Annotated in this window: 17 protein-coding genes; 9 read left to right on the forward strand and 8 right to left on the reverse strand. The window is 67.2% G+C overall.

The features are described from left to right. Positions 1-59: 59 nt before the first annotated feature. Entirely contained in the window at positions 60-1,022 is a 963-nt protein-coding gene (locus KEG38_RS35545; RefSeq protein ID WP_272424814.1) for a tyrosine-type recombinase/integrase, read from the reverse strand. Positions 1,023-1,034: 12 nt separating this feature from the next. Between KEG38_RS35545 and KEG38_RS35550 the strand changes: the two genes are divergently transcribed. From KEG38_RS35550 to KEG38_RS35570, 5 genes are all read left to right on the forward strand, one after another. Further along, a complete protein-coding gene (locus KEG38_RS35550; RefSeq protein WP_272424816.1) occupies positions 1,035-1,343 on the forward strand; it encodes a hypothetical protein in 309 nt (102 codons plus the stop codon). Then, positions 1,340-1,747: a SpoIID/LytB domain-containing protein gene (locus KEG38_RS35555; RefSeq protein ID WP_272424818.1), complete on the forward strand. Its 408-nt coding sequence runs from the start codon at positions 1,340-1,342 to the stop codon at positions 1,745-1,747. The genes KEG38_RS35550 and KEG38_RS35555 overlap by 4 nt, the downstream gene beginning before the upstream one ends. Positions 1,748-1,988: 241 nt before the next feature. Beyond that, positions 1,989-2,621: a hypothetical protein gene (locus tag KEG38_RS35560; RefSeq protein WP_272424820.1), complete on the forward strand. Its 633-nt coding sequence runs from the start codon at positions 1,989-1,991 to the stop codon at positions 2,619-2,621. A 251-nt stretch (positions 2,622-2,872) separates the two neighbouring features. Further along, positions 2,873-3,232, forward strand: a complete 360-nt coding sequence (locus tag KEG38_RS35565) for an Ig-like domain-containing protein (RefSeq protein ID WP_272424821.1) — start codon at positions 2,873-2,875, stop codon at positions 3,230-3,232. 208 nt (positions 3,233-3,440) lie between these two features. Then, the gene (locus tag KEG38_RS35570) at positions 3,441-3,932 is read left to right on the forward strand and encodes a hypothetical protein (protein ID WP_272424823.1); all 492 of its coding nucleotides are present in this window, start codon (positions 3,441-3,443) and stop codon (positions 3,930-3,932) included. A gap of 15 nt (positions 3,933-3,947) precedes the next feature. Here the strand turns inward: KEG38_RS35570 and KEG38_RS35575 are convergent, their stop codons facing one another. After that, entirely contained in the window at positions 3,948-4,412 is a 465-nt protein-coding gene (locus KEG38_RS35575) for a hypothetical protein (protein ID WP_272424825.1), read from the reverse strand. 537 nt (positions 4,413-4,949) lie between these two features. Here KEG38_RS35575 and KEG38_RS35580 point away from each other — a divergent pair. Further along, positions 4,950-5,141 (forward strand): hypothetical protein, encoded by a 192-nt coding sequence (locus tag KEG38_RS35580; protein WP_272424827.1) that lies wholly within the window; start codon positions 4,950-4,952, stop codon positions 5,139-5,141. A 365-nt stretch (positions 5,142-5,506) separates the two neighbouring features. After that, positions 5,507-6,925 (forward strand): hypothetical protein, encoded by a 1,419-nt coding sequence (locus tag KEG38_RS35585; protein ID WP_272424829.1) that lies wholly within the window; start codon positions 5,507-5,509, stop codon positions 6,923-6,925. A 27-nt stretch (positions 6,926-6,952) separates the two neighbouring features. On the opposite strand, the gene KEG38_RS35590 is transcribed toward KEG38_RS35585, so the two are convergent. Together KEG38_RS35590 and KEG38_RS35595 are read right to left on the reverse strand one after the other, a co-directional pair. Beyond that, entirely contained in the window at positions 6,953-8,092 is a 1,140-nt protein-coding gene (locus tag KEG38_RS35590) for a hypothetical protein (RefSeq protein WP_272424832.1), read from the reverse strand. A 113-nt stretch (positions 8,093-8,205) separates the two neighbouring features. Further along, positions 8,206-10,962 carry an ATP-binding protein gene (locus tag KEG38_RS35595; protein WP_272424834.1) on the reverse strand — a complete coding sequence of 919 codons (2,757 nt, stop codon included), beginning with the start codon at positions 10,960-10,962 and terminating at the stop codon, positions 8,206-8,208. Between the two features lie 249 nt (positions 10,963-11,211). Here KEG38_RS35595 and KEG38_RS35600 point away from each other — a divergent pair, with 249 nt between their 5' ends. Continuing rightward, positions 11,212-11,508 carry a hypothetical protein gene (locus KEG38_RS35600; protein WP_272424836.1) on the forward strand — a complete coding sequence of 99 codons (297 nt, stop codon included), beginning with the start codon at positions 11,212-11,214 and terminating at the stop codon, positions 11,506-11,508. A gap of 255 nt (positions 11,509-11,763) precedes the next feature. Here KEG38_RS35600 and KEG38_RS56155 read toward each other — a convergent pair whose 3' ends face one another. Beyond that, the gene (locus KEG38_RS56155) at positions 11,764-12,159 is read right to left on the reverse strand and encodes a tyrosine-type recombinase/integrase (RefSeq protein WP_372518213.1); all 396 of its coding nucleotides are present in this window, start codon (positions 12,157-12,159) and stop codon (positions 11,764-11,766) included. A 165-nt stretch (positions 12,160-12,324) separates the two neighbouring features. Then, positions 12,325-13,185, reverse strand: coding sequence for a sigma-70 family RNA polymerase sigma factor (locus KEG38_RS35605; protein ID WP_272424838.1), 861 nt, complete (start codon positions 13,183-13,185; stop codon positions 12,325-12,327). Between the two features lie 79 nt (positions 13,186-13,264). Between KEG38_RS35605 and KEG38_RS35610 the strand changes: the two genes are divergently transcribed. Then, entirely contained in the window at positions 13,265-13,723 is a 459-nt protein-coding gene (locus KEG38_RS35610) for a carboxymuconolactone decarboxylase family protein (protein ID WP_272424840.1), read from the forward strand. A 120-nt stretch (positions 13,724-13,843) separates the two neighbouring features. On the opposite strand, the gene KEG38_RS56160 is transcribed toward KEG38_RS35610, so the two are convergent. Further along, positions 13,844-14,116: a tyrosine-type recombinase/integrase gene (locus KEG38_RS56160; protein ID WP_372518212.1), complete on the reverse strand. Its 273-nt coding sequence runs from the start codon at positions 14,114-14,116 to the stop codon at positions 13,844-13,846. Then, positions 14,113-14,277 (reverse strand): hypothetical protein, encoded by a 165-nt coding sequence (locus tag KEG38_RS35615; protein ID WP_272424841.1) that lies wholly within the window; start codon positions 14,275-14,277, stop codon positions 14,113-14,115. The genes KEG38_RS56160 and KEG38_RS35615 overlap by 4 nt, the downstream gene beginning before the upstream one ends. Between the last annotated feature and the right edge of the window lie 224 nt (positions 14,278-14,501).

A 14,501-nucleotide genomic window follows, 5' to 3' on the forward strand; every position in this document is an offset into this window, starting at 1 on the left:
CGAGGATGATCACCCGCAGGGTTGGTCCGGAGGGTCGTTACCACGCTGTTACCAGCGCGTTACCACGACTCCTCCTTGAGCCCTTGAGCCTGTGCCATGCGCCGGGCGGCCTCTTCGAGGTCCTGCTTCATGAAGTGCACGTACCTCTGGGTGGTCGCCAGGTGCTTGTGACCTGCCATCCGCTGGACAACGTGGACAGGGATGCCTGCGCGGAGCCAGCTGGTGATCGCGTAGTGTCGGAGACAGTACACCGACCACTCCTCAAGCCCGGCACGCCGCCCGACCCGCTTGAACGCCTGGTCGAGTCCGTACTGGCCCCACGGCTTACCTCGCTTGTTCAGAGCGACGTATCCGTCTCGCGGCCCCTCCTCGACGAGAGCGAGTAGGGGCGCGAGCTGCGGGGCGATCGGGATCTCTCGCTGCCCGGTCTTCGGCGTGTGCACCTCGCCGTGGGACCGGCCCTCCCGGATGCCGAGGACGCCTCCCATCGCGGCGCCCCCTTCCCGCCGCAGCTTCATGTCCTTGCGACGTAGAGCACGAAGTTCGTTCGGGCGTAGCCCGGCGAACACCATGAGCGCGAAGGCGCGGCGATGGAGCTCGTTGGCGGTCCTGAGCAGCTTGGTGATCTGCTCGTCGGAGGGGATCTCCAGGATGCCCTCGTCAAACGGCTTGAGCTTCGGCAGGTTCGCCGGTCGATCCGCCACGTAGCCGCGGCTCTTGGCGAACCGGAGCACGGACCGGAGGACGATCTGCGTGTTGTTGCGGGTGGCTCGGGCGAGCTCCCGCTTCGACATGTCGAGATCGAGGGCGGCCGCGGCGGCGCCATCAACCCTCGAGATCGGCTGCGGGCCGAACCTCGGGAGCAGGGTGCTCTCGAGGACCGACTCGTAGCCTCGCCGGGTCGTGACCTTCAGATCGGTGATCATGAAGGTCGCGCGGTACTCGGTGATGACGTCGGTGAACGTCTTCTCGGGAGGCGAGGGAGGTTCGACGACGGCAGCGGGGGAGGCGCATCGACACATTGCATCGTGATCATGGATCCGCCGCTGTTGGTGGGGGACGAGCCTCCCCCGCAATGGCAGGTCTCCGCCACGCTCACGCTTCGCGACGTCGTGTTCGGAAAGGAACGGTTGCTCGTCAGTCTGCCCGTGGTGATCGTGGGGCCCCTCGTGCAGAAGCGGCAGGTCGTGGCGATGGCGAAGTACCCGAGTCCCGTCGAACGATGGGCTGTTCGCTTCTGGAGTGGTGCGGGGCGCGCGACGGCGCGGGTCTGGTTGCATCCGGGCACGTCACCGGTAACGGATTGCAGGATCTTCGTGGTTCGGCATGGATTGAAGAAATGAGCATTCCAATCGGGGAGGAGCATACCGAGGCGCCCGAGCGGATCCTCACGACCGCGGGGTGGCTCTCGCTCGAGCTCGAATACGTGCCGCGGATAGTCGCGGGTGAGCATTTGCACGCGCATCCGAAGGCGAAAGCCGCTCTCGCCATCGCCGCACGAACGTTCGTGCTCCGGGCGATGCGCGACCGGCCGACGCTGGGACGCACGACATCGATCCCGAGCGGGCCGCAGTTTCAAGTGTTCTCGCGGTATTCCGGCGAGGGCTACGTCAAGGCAGCGACGCGGACGCGGGGCATCGTGTTGCGTTACCAGGGGCGAATGATCCTCGCAAATCATGTCGCGGGGGCGTATTGGAATCCGGATGGGTCGCATGGTCCAGATCCGACGAGACCGAGCGATGGGTGACCTACAACGCCGGGCGGCGAGGGCGTGACGTCATTCCGACGAGTTTGTCATTGCGCTCTCACCCTGGGACCCGCGGCTGTCTGGGGCAGCATTGTGCGCACTGGTTGGCCGCCCAGGGATATGATTACGTGACGATCCTCCGGTTTTTTTACGGCGAGGACATCGAGTTTCACGAGCTCGCCAACGGTGAAAGCACGGGCCTCGGTCAGGTGGCTCTCGGAATCACCATGCGGAGGTAGCCGTGGCGCTTCGGCTCGTGCAGGCCGGCGAAGGGCATCCGAGGCCGCTCGTTTTGGCGTTTCTGATCGGGGTCAACCTCGATCCGAAGCTTCGCGCGGCGTTCGGGCCGCGGCCGTGCATCGTGGCGGATGGCGTCGCGAAGGGGCCGATGATGGGGGAGCTCTTGGAGTTCGCGCACCAGCGGGCGGGGGTGCGCGAGGTGTCGCGGCTTGCGCTCATCGGGTATTCGGCCGGGTGCCAGCGGGTGCGAGGGCTTTACCTCGGGGGGTGCGGGCGAGCGCGTATCTGCTGGCAGATGGCACGCACGCATCATGGCAAGGGGAAGGCTTTTTGCTCGACGGCGCGCGTGTTGCGTATGGCGACGGGGTGGAAGCTCGATCGGGCCGGCTCCGTCGATCGGCCCGTCGTCACGCGCGAGGGCGCGCTGTGGGTGTACTCCTACGCGAGCGCGGACATCGACGCGCTTGCCCACGCGGCGCAGCTCGTCCGCGTCGTGCCCGAGCTCAGCGCGAGGCATCTCCGGGCTTGGGTCGGGACTACGGAGCCGCCGCGGAAGGCGCAAGTGCCAGGGGTACCATTCAATCTGCTCGGGATCCTCGTGACGTTCCTGCTCGAGTCGACGTCCAGAACGTAACCGTTTTTGTCAGGTGCACGCTGACAAACGAATCTTTGCCATTATATGCGAGATCGTTGGGATCCGTCATAAGAGGCGCTTGCTGCAAGGAATACCATGAAAGATTTTCGTGTCGTAATTTCCGGGCACAAGTTGCACATCCGTGGGCGGAAAAATGCCGCTTCGACGTCGGCACACGACGTGTATGGCGAACCGCCGGACATCAAAGGGTGGGTAACCCCCCAGGAGCAAAGAAAATGAAATCGTATTGCATGCTCTTCGCCATGGCGTTCTCAGCGATGTCGATGGTTGCCGCTGTCGGTTGCGGCGATGACAACGCGGACGACATCGAGCTGGACAACAAGACGGTCTCGGACCTCGATCTCACCCCCGACACGAGCTCGATGAAGAAGGGCGAGACGCTTCAGTACACGCTGAAGGTGACGTATTCCGACGGGACGTCGGACGGGGATATGTCCAGGCACGCCCGTGTCGAGTGGATCTCGAGCGACCCAGCGACCGCTACCGTTTCCGCTGACGGCCTCGTGACCGCGATCGACGAGGGAACGGTCACAATCACCGCCCGCTTCGGCGGCGAGGAAGAGTCCGAGACCCTCGTCATCATGCCCTGAAGTCAGCGCTGCGCTGATTCTGGTTTGGTGAGAGACCCGATCTCGGGGAGATCGGGCCTCTCCGCTTTGGGACAGGTCATGGCTGGCTGGCTCGCTCGTCGCTCCGGATTCCGGTCCTGCTCAAGTCGACGTCCCGAACGTAACGGTTTGTCAGGTGGACGCTGACAAACCTTTGCGGTGCGGATCTGATACGATCGCCGCCCCGAAGATGACTCCTGCCCGGCTCACCCTTCTTTCGCTCGTCGGCGCCACGTTCACCGCAGTCAGCGTCTACGTGCTCACGCCTCCGCGGGCCGCGTCGATGGAGGCCCTGCGGATGGGGCTCGGGGTGTCCGTCATCGGGTTGCCGGCTGCGCCGTTCGAGCTCCGGCCGGAGGCGGAGGAGGTGACGCCGGAGCTGGCGCCGTCGGTGGAGCCAGTCGTGCGTCCCGTGCCGGAGCCGGTGATCGTGCCGGCTGCGACGCAGCCACCGCCGGTCGTGAAGCCCGAGGCGACGCCGGCTTCGAAGTCGCCGCCTCCACCGTCGGCTCCACCAACCTCGACGCCCCCCTCTGCGGTCGAGCCGATACGGTTCGTCATCACGGGGCCCAACGGCTTGGTGATCCAGGGGAACATCCCGGTTCCGACGGGACCTATCGTGCTGCCACCGTTGCCCACGATCGTAGCTCCGGTCCTCACGCCATCTCCCGGGCCGCGATGAAGCTTGTACGTTTCGCTATTTGCCGTTCAAGGCAGTTCGTAGGCGAGCGCCGAGCCCGTCGAGCTCCTGCTGATTCTGTTCGTAGTGCTCTTCCGCAGCCACGCATGGACCACGGACACCGGTGCTGTCGATGGTGAATCTGCCCTTCGGGCAGCGTTGGAGGTCGGCTCGAAGCAAGATGTCGTTCCCATTCGCGGTACGGGCGATGGTAACTGTGAAACGCCGGACGAGCGTGGCCGGTGTGTCCTGCACGAAGCCGTACCCCAAGCCCGTGTCTTGCCACTGGGTCTGCACGAGCCCGACCTCTTTGTCCACGTTGGCAGGCGAGTACCCCTCGCTCGCCAGGTGGCGGGCCACGACGTCCGCTGGGTCGCCGTCTGCCGATGCGGCGGTGAACCGATAGGGCTGTTGGGGGTGCGGGAGGAAACCGCCGCAAGCCCCCAGCAGGAGCACGAGGAGCATGAGGGAAGAACACTTCATGATGACCTGTTCCGTGAGAGGGCTGCCAAAGATACACGACGAGGGCAAGGCTCCAAACTTCTCGCTATCCCCCATGTTGCCCGCGCATCGGATCGGTGAAGAATTTCACGGAGGCTTTATTTCTCCCTCTCTGTGAACCCTTTCCACCCCCGCCTGCGCAGACCCTGGGTATGAGCATGCCGCTCCCGTGTCCCTCTCCCCCCACCGTTCGCCCGGACGAACTCCTCCCGCAGCTCCTCGCCCTCCGCCCGGACATTCTGCGCTGGCTCCGCCGCTGGACCCACGTCGAGGCCGACCGCGAGGACATCTGCAGGAGGTGCTCCGCGTCTGCACCCGCCGCCTCGACACCTTCGACCCCGCGCGCGGCGAGCTTCGCGCCCTCGCACACGCCTGCCCCGACGCCTCCGCCCCACGTCTCGCCGAACCTCGCGAAGCCGTTTGCCGCGGCTCCGGATGCCCGGACCCGGTAGGGGCGGCGCGCCCTGCCACCTCGCGACGCCCTTCTCGTCCCTTGGCGGATCAACTATTTCAGTGATCATGAATAGAAAGATCGAGCGACTCGGTCCTGACTCGGTTCGCGTTCTGATGTCCGTCGACGATCTGGCCATCATCAGATCGGCATTGCGGGAGACCGATCAGGCTCTGGAAGACTGGGAGTTCGAGCTCCGCGTCGGGATGCCGAGGGAACGACTTCTCGAGCTCCTGCTGTTCTTCCGAACTGAGTCATGAGACGTGTCCTCGCAGTCCCGGACGTGTGTCGAAAGACAGGGCGCGCCCCGGGATCGGGTGATGGGTTTTTCTCCGTCCCGTTTCCGGAGCAGAGCCGGAGCTCGGTGCATCGTCGAATAGCGGCTTCACGAAGTTCGGGCATGGCCACAATGTGGAACCTCGTAAAAGAGGGGGCAGCATTGAGGTTGATTCCGTGGAGCAACTCCCATCCCTCATGCTCAACGATGGCGATGTAAGCCGCATGTAAGTTCCTTCGCAGCCGCCTTCGGGTCAGGTCTGAGCCGACCGGATCGCGAGCAACATCGGCTGCGGGTATCCACCGTCGCCGACGCGCGCTCCGCCCCTTCAACCCAACGGAGACAGACATGACGGTCCGCAAGAGCTTATTCCTCGTCGCCGGCAGTTTCCTCGCTTTGATCGGCGCCTGTGGCGGCGACGACGACCCCGCGTCGGCTGTGTCGGAGGTCGTCGCGTTGCCCCTGCACGGAGAAGCCGACCTCCTCCCCGGATTCGCATACTCCACGGGTCTGCAGCCGAGCGGCTCGCCCGTGCAGGCGTCGTTCGACCTCTCCGCAAAGGGCGCGGCGACGGTGGACGCCAAGGCGGCGCCAAGCGGATCGAAGAGTGAGCCCAAGCTCACGGGCATGCCGGGCAGCGGCAAGGTCGCGCTGTCCGGTGGTTTTTCGATGGTGGGCACGCTCAAGGTCGATATCGACAATCTGCCTTCCTACGACGGCCCGATCCCCGGCCTCGAGAACGTCGAGATCACCTTTGAAGGGAGCACGGCTTTCGACCCGTTCTCGATCGGGACGGGCATCACGACGCAGGCGCTGATCCCACCGGTGCGACTGCCCAAGATCCCGCTGCCCGGAAGCATCCCGGGCTCGCTCGTCCTCGAGGTCGAGGAAGGTAGCTTCGTCGAGATCGGCTTCACCGGCACCTGCGCCGCGATCGACGGGACCGACGTGGCCTACCAAGGCGACGTCGTGCGCGGCGGGTCGCTCATCATCCAGCCGAGCATCGAGATCGAGGTGCCCTTCGTCGGCACGAAGACGTTCGAGATCCCCAAGTTCACGGCGGACCTCGCGCTCGGCACCACGAGCCTCGCGATGGCCGCCGAGGTGTCGACGTTCGGCGCGCCCACGAGCGGCGATGAGGCCAAGGTGGGGACGTGCGAAGGCAATGGGGCCGGCGGCGGCGGAGGCGGCTCGTCGTCGTCCTCCGGCACCGGTGGCGCGGGCGGCTCCGGCGCGGGAGGTGCGGGCGCGGGAGGCGCGGGAGGTTCGGGCGCGGGGGGTTCGGGGGGTTCGGGCGGGGGGCCCGTCTGCAACGACGACCTGAACCCCGAGCCGAACGATACCAAAGACACGGCGACCAAGATTGCGGCCGACATAAGCTGCAGCCCGGTCACGGAAGACACACGCGCCGGCGTGCTCGATGGCGAGACCGACATCGACATTTACTCGTACCCGAACGGGATTGACGTCTGCGCCGGCCCAGCCAAGCCGTGGCTCAAGGCCTATGCGACCAAACCCACGACGTGGTTTTGCATCATCCCGCGCTGCGCCGCCAAGGAGATCCCGGACATCCTCGAGTGCCAGGACGGGCAATACTACTCGCTGGACGGCATGGAAGCCTGCTGCAACCAGGGCGCTGACGTGCTGATGCACCTCGAATGCACCGCAGGCGGGAGCACGCTGACGAGCTATCTGGTCTACGTCGATCAGCCCGGCGTGAACGAGTGCACCGATTACGCATACTCGCTCACGTTTCTATCACCTTGAGGGGACACGATTGCATCGTGCGCGGCGTCATTCGTGGTTCGATGCGCCGCGCGCTGCACCCTCGCTCCGCAGCGCGCGGTTGTACCGCTCCACGAAGCGCCTCGCCTCGCTCTTCGTGAGGTAGTGGTCGTACTTCCATCCGTCGTAGGGCGCGCCGAGGAGCCCGATCCCCGCCGCCAGCGACGGGACCGAGATGCCCAGCATGACCCCTCCGACGGCGGGTATGCGTCGATCGGGCACCGCGGGATTGTCGGTGGCGAGGATCACCACACCCACCGCAGCAGCCAGGACGCCGAGGCTCCCGAGGACCACGCCGGTCGCGCGCATCTGCGGCGCACGATCGCGCACGTAATCGTCGAGCTCGTGGGAGCCAGTTCGCCTCGCGTAACGGCGCACGAACTCGTTCTCCGTGATGCAGCTCTTTTTCGTGCAGAGCTCGAACTGGTCTCGATTCTCGCTCGACTCGCGGACCTCGATGCGCTCCGCATCGTACGTCGCCCTTCCCGGGGACTCGGGTTCCGCCTCGGCCGCGAGAGGAGGCGCCGCGTCCTGTCCGCCGAGCGCGAACGCGACAAACCCGCGTACATGGCGCCGGTCGATGTGTGTGAGCTCGAGCGGATGGGGGCCCTCGTCGAACGCGACGTCCGCATTGCCGCCGGGCGCGGTCGGCTTCGCGAGCGCGATTTCCCCTTCGCCGAGCGTCGCCGAGCGAACATAGCCAACGCCGCACGAGGCCCTCTGACAACACTCCGTGTAGGCCTTCGTCGCGGCCTTCTCGACGCGCGCGCGCACGTCGAAGTGGTAGTGGACGTGCGACGCGCCCGGAGCTCCGGCCGCGCGCGCGGCGTCCGGGGAGAGGAGCTCCGCGTCTTCGATGACGTCACCTGGGACCGGCCGCGGCTCGACGTCGACGAGAGCGTCCGCGCACGGGTTGGGCGCGAGCTGGTCGGCGAGCGGCCGGGTCGTGACGTAAGGCGCGAGCAGGACACGGCCGAGGATGGACGCGTTCTCGGACGGGGCGAAGACGATGTGTTCGTCGTTCGCGAGGGGAGAGCGCGCGCGAAACTGGGCGAACGCGCCTCCGCGCAGGCTGGGAGGGGTGTTGATCATGCAGCCAGCGGCGGACGCCAGCGCGATGAGGGCGACGAGGCCCGAGCGTGTCTTCATGGTCCTCCTGGGTTCGGCGAGCGCGAGCTCGCTTCCACCGTGCGGTCACGGGCGCTTACATGCCGCTTACATCCGAGCCGCGTGCCTCCCGAGAATCGTGCTTCCGAGGCGGTTCAGCAGAAATCGATCGAGAGATCGGGGGAGAAGAAGTAGCCGAGGTCGTTCCCGAGAAGGACCTCGCGCAGCCCAAGATCGCGCATGCGGGTCAGCATGACGTGGAGGCGGTTGCGTGCGGCGTCCGCCAGGATCCGCTCGCCGGGCCAGCCGATCTCGATCAGCTCCTCGAACGAGAACGGGCGAGCCGGCGCGGCGAGGTGGGCCTGCGCGAGCGCGACGAGGAGGCGCCGCATCACCGGCCGGTTTGCACACGCGACGCGTGGACCGCTCGGCGGCTCGAACCAGCGGCCGGTGGCATCGAGCCGCAGCACGCGGGGCGCCGCGGGGGCCGGGGAGGCGTGTGTCGCGAGCGCGCTGCCGAGGAGGCGCGCAAGGACGCGCAACTCGGTGACCCACCGAGAGCCCGCGCCGTTCGCGGTCGCGAGCACGGCGCCGAGCCGTCGCTGGGCGCCGCCTTCGAGCTCGGCGGCGGCCCCGCCGTCGCCGTTCGTTCGAGCACGTTGGGCCTCGGCCAGATCGAGGAAGCCTTTGCAGATCTCGAGCGCTGGCAGGTGCGTATCGGCACCGGCGTCGAGATCGCGCTCGGCTGCCGCGAGCAGCTCGCGCGCCTCGTCGATGTGGCCGACCGCGGCCTCGAGCACGCTCGAGACGACCGTGACGAGCCCCGAGTAGACATGGCGGCCGAGCGTGCGCACCCGCGGGAGCGCTTCGCGCAGCTCGAGCCGCGCCTCGAGAGGGCGCCCCTGCTCGAAGAGCGTGACCGCTCCGCACGCTATCGCGGCCACCTCCAGCGTGTGCTCGCCGGCGGCGCGAGCCACGTCCCGGGCATCGCGGTATCGAAGCGATGCCTCGCTCGGATCGCCCGCCTCGAGCGCGGCGTGCCCCAAGCCGAGCAGCAAGCGCGGGGGCGGCGCAAGGCCGAGCGCTTGGGAGTGGGCGAGCGCCTGCTCGGCGTACGCACGCGCGGCTTCGAGCTCCCCGGCATCGAGGTGCACGTACATGAGCTCGAGACGCATGCTCAGCTCGAAGGGGGCTTCGCCCACGTCGCGGAAGCGTTCGAGTGCCTGCTCGACCCGTCGCCGCGCGCGCGGCTGCTCTCCGCGCAGGCGGGCGACGAATCCGAGCATCGCGTACGCGAGGCCCTCGAGGCGGCGGTCGCCGACGTCGATCGCAAGGCGTAGCGCGTGGTCGGCGGCGCCGCGGCTCTCGTCGAAGCGCCCGCGCAGGAGCAGGACGAGCGCAAGGAAGCGCCGAGCCAACGACTCGAGCGACGCATCCTTCGCGCGCACGGCGAGCGCCACCGCCTCGTCGAAATCGCGCTCGCTCACGTCGAGCCTCGCGACGCGCCAGGCCACGCGCCCGCGGGCGATCAGCGCATGGCCGCGGACGCGTGGATCCACCTCGGCCACCGAGGGGTGTGCGAGCGCTTCGTCCAGCCAGAGGAGGTGCGCAGAAGGGGAACCGTCGTGCCAGCGCGGCTCCTCCAGCGCCACGAGGATCCGGAGCGCAGCCTCCACATCCTTCGGAGAGCTCGACGAGAGGCCTCGGCGCACGACCGCGAGCAGGTTCTCGCGCTCGACGAGCAGCCGCCGCGCGGCGGCGCTCGGGTCGATGCGCGTGAGCGCGGCACAGCGCTCGGCGTACGCGAGGAAGTAGCGCGTGTGGCGTTCGAACACCGCGGTCCGTCCCTCCGATGCCGCGAGCTTCTCCTCGGCGTACTTGCGTACGCTCAGGTACATCGTGAGCCCCGTCTCGCATTTGTGGTCGTCGTACCGCGCATGACTCAGGAGCGACTTGTCGCGCAGCCCCTGAAGGGCCTCGAGCGCGTCATCCCCGCCTGGATCGAGTACCGCTTCGGCGGCGTCGACGCTGATGCGGCCGTGGAAGACCGCGCACTGCGCGAAGGCTTCCTGCTCCCAGGGCGGAAGGAGCCCCCACGACCAGTCGATCGCGTCGCGCAGGGTCGACTGGCGGCCGCCAGCCTTGCCGCGTCGCCCGAGGACGTCGATGCGCCGCTCGAGACGCTCGAGCAGCTCGGCCGGCGTGAGCGTGCCGAAGCGCGCGGCCGCGAGCTCGATGGCGAGCGGTAGTCCGTCGAGCTCACGCACGAGGCGCACCACGACGGGCGCGTCGGCCGGCGTCGGGTCGTACGAAGGGTAGACCTCGCGGACGCGTGCGATCCATAACTCGACTGCTTCGCTGCCGGCGAGGTCGTTCCGCTCGGGCAGCGACAGCGGGGCGAGGTCGTGCACGACCTCACCCGGGATGCGCAGTCGCTCGCGGCTCGTCACCAGGAGCTGGAGCTCGGGGACGCACGCGAGCCACGCGCCCACCGTCGCGTCCGCGTGCTCGACGACGTGCTCGAAATGGTCGAGCACCAGGAGCGCAGGCCCGAACGCCGCAAGCGAGCGGACCATCCGCTCCATCCATTCGTGCTCGAAAGCCCCTTCGGGGTCGGGCACGCCGATCGCGCGCGCGACGGCGGCACGGATTCCGGCGGCCCCGCGCGCACCTTCGAGGTCGCAGAAGCCGACCCGCAGCGGCTCGTCCTGCGAGGGGTCCTCGAGCATGGCAGCCAGACGCGCCGCGAGCGCGGTCTTGCCGATCCCCGCGGTGCCGGTGAGCGTGACGAGCGGCGCCCCTTCGGCGATGAGCTGCCCGACGCGGGCGAGATCGGCGCCTCGGCCGACGAACCCGCGTTCGCCCAGACGCGGCCGGCCTCGGAGAGCGCGTTCTTGCTTGGGAGCGCCCATCACGGGCGCACTGGAGGCGTCCGCGTGGGAAGGGGGATGCGAGCGGATCGACATCGCAGCAGCCGCCGCCGTCGCCTCGACGGGCGCGTGCTGCCCATCCTTCGTACGACGCCCTTTTGGGTCCAAGCCGGGCTGCGGGCGGAGCCGCAGCGATGAGCGAACGCGTCCTCTCGTCACTTTCGATGCCAAGGACCGATGCTACGACCGCTGCGTCGAGCGCGAAAGCATGGACGTTCCGGGCGAGCACGCGTGGGCCCTCTCATTCGCACGCGCGACGTGCTGAAGAACGTGCCCGTGGCGCCGTCGACCGACGACCAGGGCATCCTTCGGATCGAGATCACCGACGAGTACGTGCGCGCGGGCAAGAGCCTCTGGAAGACGCGCGACGACTTCACCACGCGCGATGATGAATGCGCGGCCGACGTCCCGTGGATGACTCCGTCCGCCGGGTGCGAGGCCTTCCTCGGGGCGAACGACAAGGCGCGAATCCAGTGGCAGCACGAGAGCGACACGGCCGCGTTCGAGCAGTCCATCGTGCAGCCGTGACACCGGGCGCGCCCCCCCCCCGTTACCAGAGCGTTACCACGAACTCGTTCCCGCCCTGTCTCATCCTGTCTCTCCTGTCCACCTCCAAGAACCCCCTCGCATGCGCGAGAGTGCCCGGAACGACGCTCATTTTGCAGTCGTTCTCGTGACTTCGCGAGGGGCCCTCGAGACCGCGGGAAAGGGTTTCGTACATCGTAGGTCTCGCGTTCGAATCTCGAAGGCGGATCCAGGCGTTTATTGTTTGATTCCGCGTGGTTACACACCGCGAGGTTGAGCGCCCGTCAGACTGCCAGGGAAGTGCACGTACTTCTGGGTGGTCGCCAGGTGCTTGTGACCTGCCATCCGCTGGACAACGTGGACAGGGCTGCAAGCGCAGAGCCACGAGGTGATCGCGTCGTGTCGGATACAGTACACCGACCACCCGCTTAGGCCCGCCCGACGGCAGACGTGCTCGAACGCTTGGTCGATCCCGAACTGGCCCCACGGCTTGCCGTGGTCGTTCAGGGCGACGTGCGCCTCCCGCGGTCCCTTCTTCACGATGGGGGCGAGGAGCCGGGCGAGCTCCCTGGCGATCGGGATCTCCGCAAGACCCGCTCCTCCGCGAGTGCTTGACCCCAGGTCTTGAGCCGCTCGTCGGCTACATCGAGGCAGCCCGCACCAACACGTTCGGAAACGCTACGAGAGAGCGCGAGTTTCGCCGCGCCGGGGTGTCCCATCGGGTGGGCAGTCAGCGGAGCCTGGTTCGGAGATCTTGCAGAGGGCTCGTAACGGATTTGAGGGGGAGGGGCGGACGAGATCACGTCCGCGACAGCCGCGTCAGCCGAGTGTCGTGATCTCGAGCGTTTTCAGCCCGTCTTCGTCGTCGATGACGTCGATGCGCGTGATGACCCCCTCGCCGAACGTCAACCGAAGCGCGCGTGACAGCCGGCCGCCGGGCGCGTAGATTGCGCCGACGGTGCCGTCGACGAGCGCGGGTTCGGCGGTGTCGAATGCATGCGCCGTCCTCGCGAACCCGATAGCCGACCTGGCCAAGTTTCGCACGCTTCGGATCTCGCGCGCCCGACCGCCCGCACCGCCCCCGTGGACGACGACGTTCGGATCGAGAACGGCGACGACGGCCTCGACGTCGCCCGCTCGAAGCGCGCCAAGAAGCGCCTTGACGATATCGTGCTGTCGCGCAAGCTCGGCCTCATCGCGTTCGGGCGCGCCACGCACGCGCCGCCGCGCCCGGCTCGCGAGCTGCCTCGCGGCGACCTCCGAACGTCCGACGATCGGCGCGATCTGCTCGAACGACACGCCGAACAAATCGTGAAGCACGAACGCGAGCCGCTCCACGGGCTCGAGCGTCTCGAGGACCACGAGCAAGGCGATGCTGACCGAATCGGCCAGCACGGCCTCATCCTCCGCATTCGAGGTCGCCTCCTCCGGCACGACGTCGCCATCTTCCGCCCGGGCCTTCCGCGAGCGCAACATGTCGAGACACACCCGCGCGACGACGGTCGTAAGCCAACCGCGAAGGTTTTCGACCTCGCTTGTCTCTGCTCGTGACAGCCGAAGCCACGTCTCCTGAACCGCGTCATCGGCCTCGCTCCGCGATCCCAGCATGCGATACGCCACCGCGCGGAGATGCGACCGGCTCTCCTCGAAAAGGCCGATGAGATTTTTTTCGTTCGTCACCGTCACGTCCTCGTTCTGCGATTCGTCACATCAGTGACGGGCGAGCGGGCCCGGATGTGACCAGAAGGAGAGATTTGTCATGCAAGCACGACTGAAGAACCCGGCGACGCTCGTTCCGGAGGCGATGCAGCCCATCATGACGCTCGTGAAAAGTCTGCAGAACGGCAAGATACCGCCGCGAACACTCGGCCTGGTCCACGCGCGCATCAGCCAGATCAACGGCTGCGCCGTGTGCCTCGACATGCATGCCCGTCAGGAGAAGAAGGGGGCCGAGCCGGACGATCGCCTACTCGTGCTCGCCGGCTGGCGGGATGCCCCCTATTTCACGGAAGCCGAGCGCGCGGCACTCGCGCTGGCCGAAGCCGAGACCCGCCTCGCCGACCGCGCCGACGCCGTCCCCGACGACGTCTGGAACGAGGCCGCCCGCCACTTCGACGAACAAGCGTTGGCCCAGCTCGTCCTCTACATCGGGCTCATCAACATGTTCAACCGCGTGAATGTCACGACACGGCAGGTCGCGGGCGCTCAGAGCTGGTGAATGTAGGGTTTCTTATGGTCGCCACCATCGGGAGCGTGCGAGCGAGGCTGCGGAACGTGCGGCACAAATAGAATTGTGTGACCCCCAGCATCGATCTTTTGGGCAAACTGCCCAGCCTCCTCATGGCCTCGCCGTGGCCTCACTGTGGATGAAGTGCACGTACCTCTGGGTGGTCGCCAGGTGCTTGTGACCTGCCATCCGCTGGACAACGTGGACAGGGATGCCTACGCGGAGCCACGAGGTGAACGCGTGGTGTCGGAGACAGTACACCGACCACCCGTTTAGGCCCGCCCGACGGCAGACGCGCTCGAACGCCTGATCGATCCCGAACTGGCCCCACGGCTTGCCGTGGTCGTTCAGAGCGACGTGCGCCTCCCGCGGTCCCTTCCTCACGATGGGACCTGATCGTCCGAGGGGATCTCGAGGATGCTCTGCCCGATGGGCTCGAGCTTCGGCAGGTTCACCGGCCGATCCTCCACGTATCCGCGGCTCTTGGCGAATCGGAGCACCGGCCGGAGGACGATCTGCGTGTTGTTGCGCGTCGAGCGGGTCAATTTCTGCCGGGACAGGTCGAGGTCCAGATCCGCAGCGGCCTTCCCATCGACCTTGTCCAGGGGGAGCTCGCCGAACTCGGGAGCAAGGTGTTCCGGAGGACCGACTCGTAGCCCCTTCGACTCGTGACCTTCAGCTCGGCCACCATGAAGGTCTCGCGGCACTCGGCGACGAGCTCCGCGAAGCTCTTGACAGACGGGTTTCCCCGTATCGTTCTACTTTGCGG

The sequence above is a fragment of the Polyangium jinanense genome, from assembly GCF_028435265.1.
Taxonomy (GTDB): Bacteria; Myxococcota_A; Polyangia; order Polyangiales; family Polyangiaceae; genus Polyangium; species Polyangium jinanense.

What these genes read in the sequence shown, in the direction of transcription:
- KEG38_RS35580 (WP_272424827.1), top strand. Translation starts at nt 4,950, where the DNA reads ATGAATAGAAAGATCGAGCGACTCGGTCCTGACTCGGTTCGCGTTCTG.
- KEG38_RS35590 (WP_272424832.1), bottom strand. Translation starts at nt 8,092, where the DNA reads ATGAAGACACGCTCGGGCCTCGTCGCCCTCATCGCGCTGGCGTCCGCC.
- KEG38_RS35610 (WP_272424840.1), top strand. Translation starts at nt 13,265, where the DNA reads ATGCAAGCACGACTGAAGAACCCGGCGACGCTCGTTCCGGAGGCGATG.
- KEG38_RS35550 (WP_272424816.1), top strand. Translation starts at nt 1,035, where the DNA reads ATGGATCCGCCGCTGTTGGTGGGGGACGAGCCTCCCCCGCAATGGCAG.
- KEG38_RS35555 (WP_272424818.1), top strand. Translation starts at nt 1,340, where the DNA reads ATGAGCATTCCAATCGGGGAGGAGCATACCGAGGCGCCCGAGCGGATC.
- KEG38_RS35585 (WP_272424829.1), top strand. Translation starts at nt 5,507, where the DNA reads ATGACGGTCCGCAAGAGCTTATTCCTCGTCGCCGGCAGTTTCCTCGCT.
- KEG38_RS35575 (WP_272424825.1), bottom strand. Translation starts at nt 4,412, where the DNA reads ATGAAGTGTTCTTCCCTCATGCTCCTCGTGCTCCTGCTGGGGGCTTGC.
- KEG38_RS35545 (WP_272424814.1), bottom strand. Translation starts at nt 1,022, where the DNA reads ATGTGTCGATGCGCCTCCCCCGCTGCCGTCGTCGAACCTCCCTCGCCT.
- KEG38_RS35565 (WP_272424821.1), top strand. Translation starts at nt 2,873, where the DNA reads ATGCTCTTCGCCATGGCGTTCTCAGCGATGTCGATGGTTGCCGCTGTC.
- KEG38_RS35570 (WP_272424823.1), top strand. Translation starts at nt 3,441, where the DNA reads ATGACTCCTGCCCGGCTCACCCTTCTTTCGCTCGTCGGCGCCACGTTC.
- KEG38_RS35595 (WP_272424834.1), bottom strand. Translation starts at nt 10,962, where the DNA reads ATGGGCGCTCCCAAGCAAGAACGCGCTCTCCGAGGCCGGCCGCGTCTG.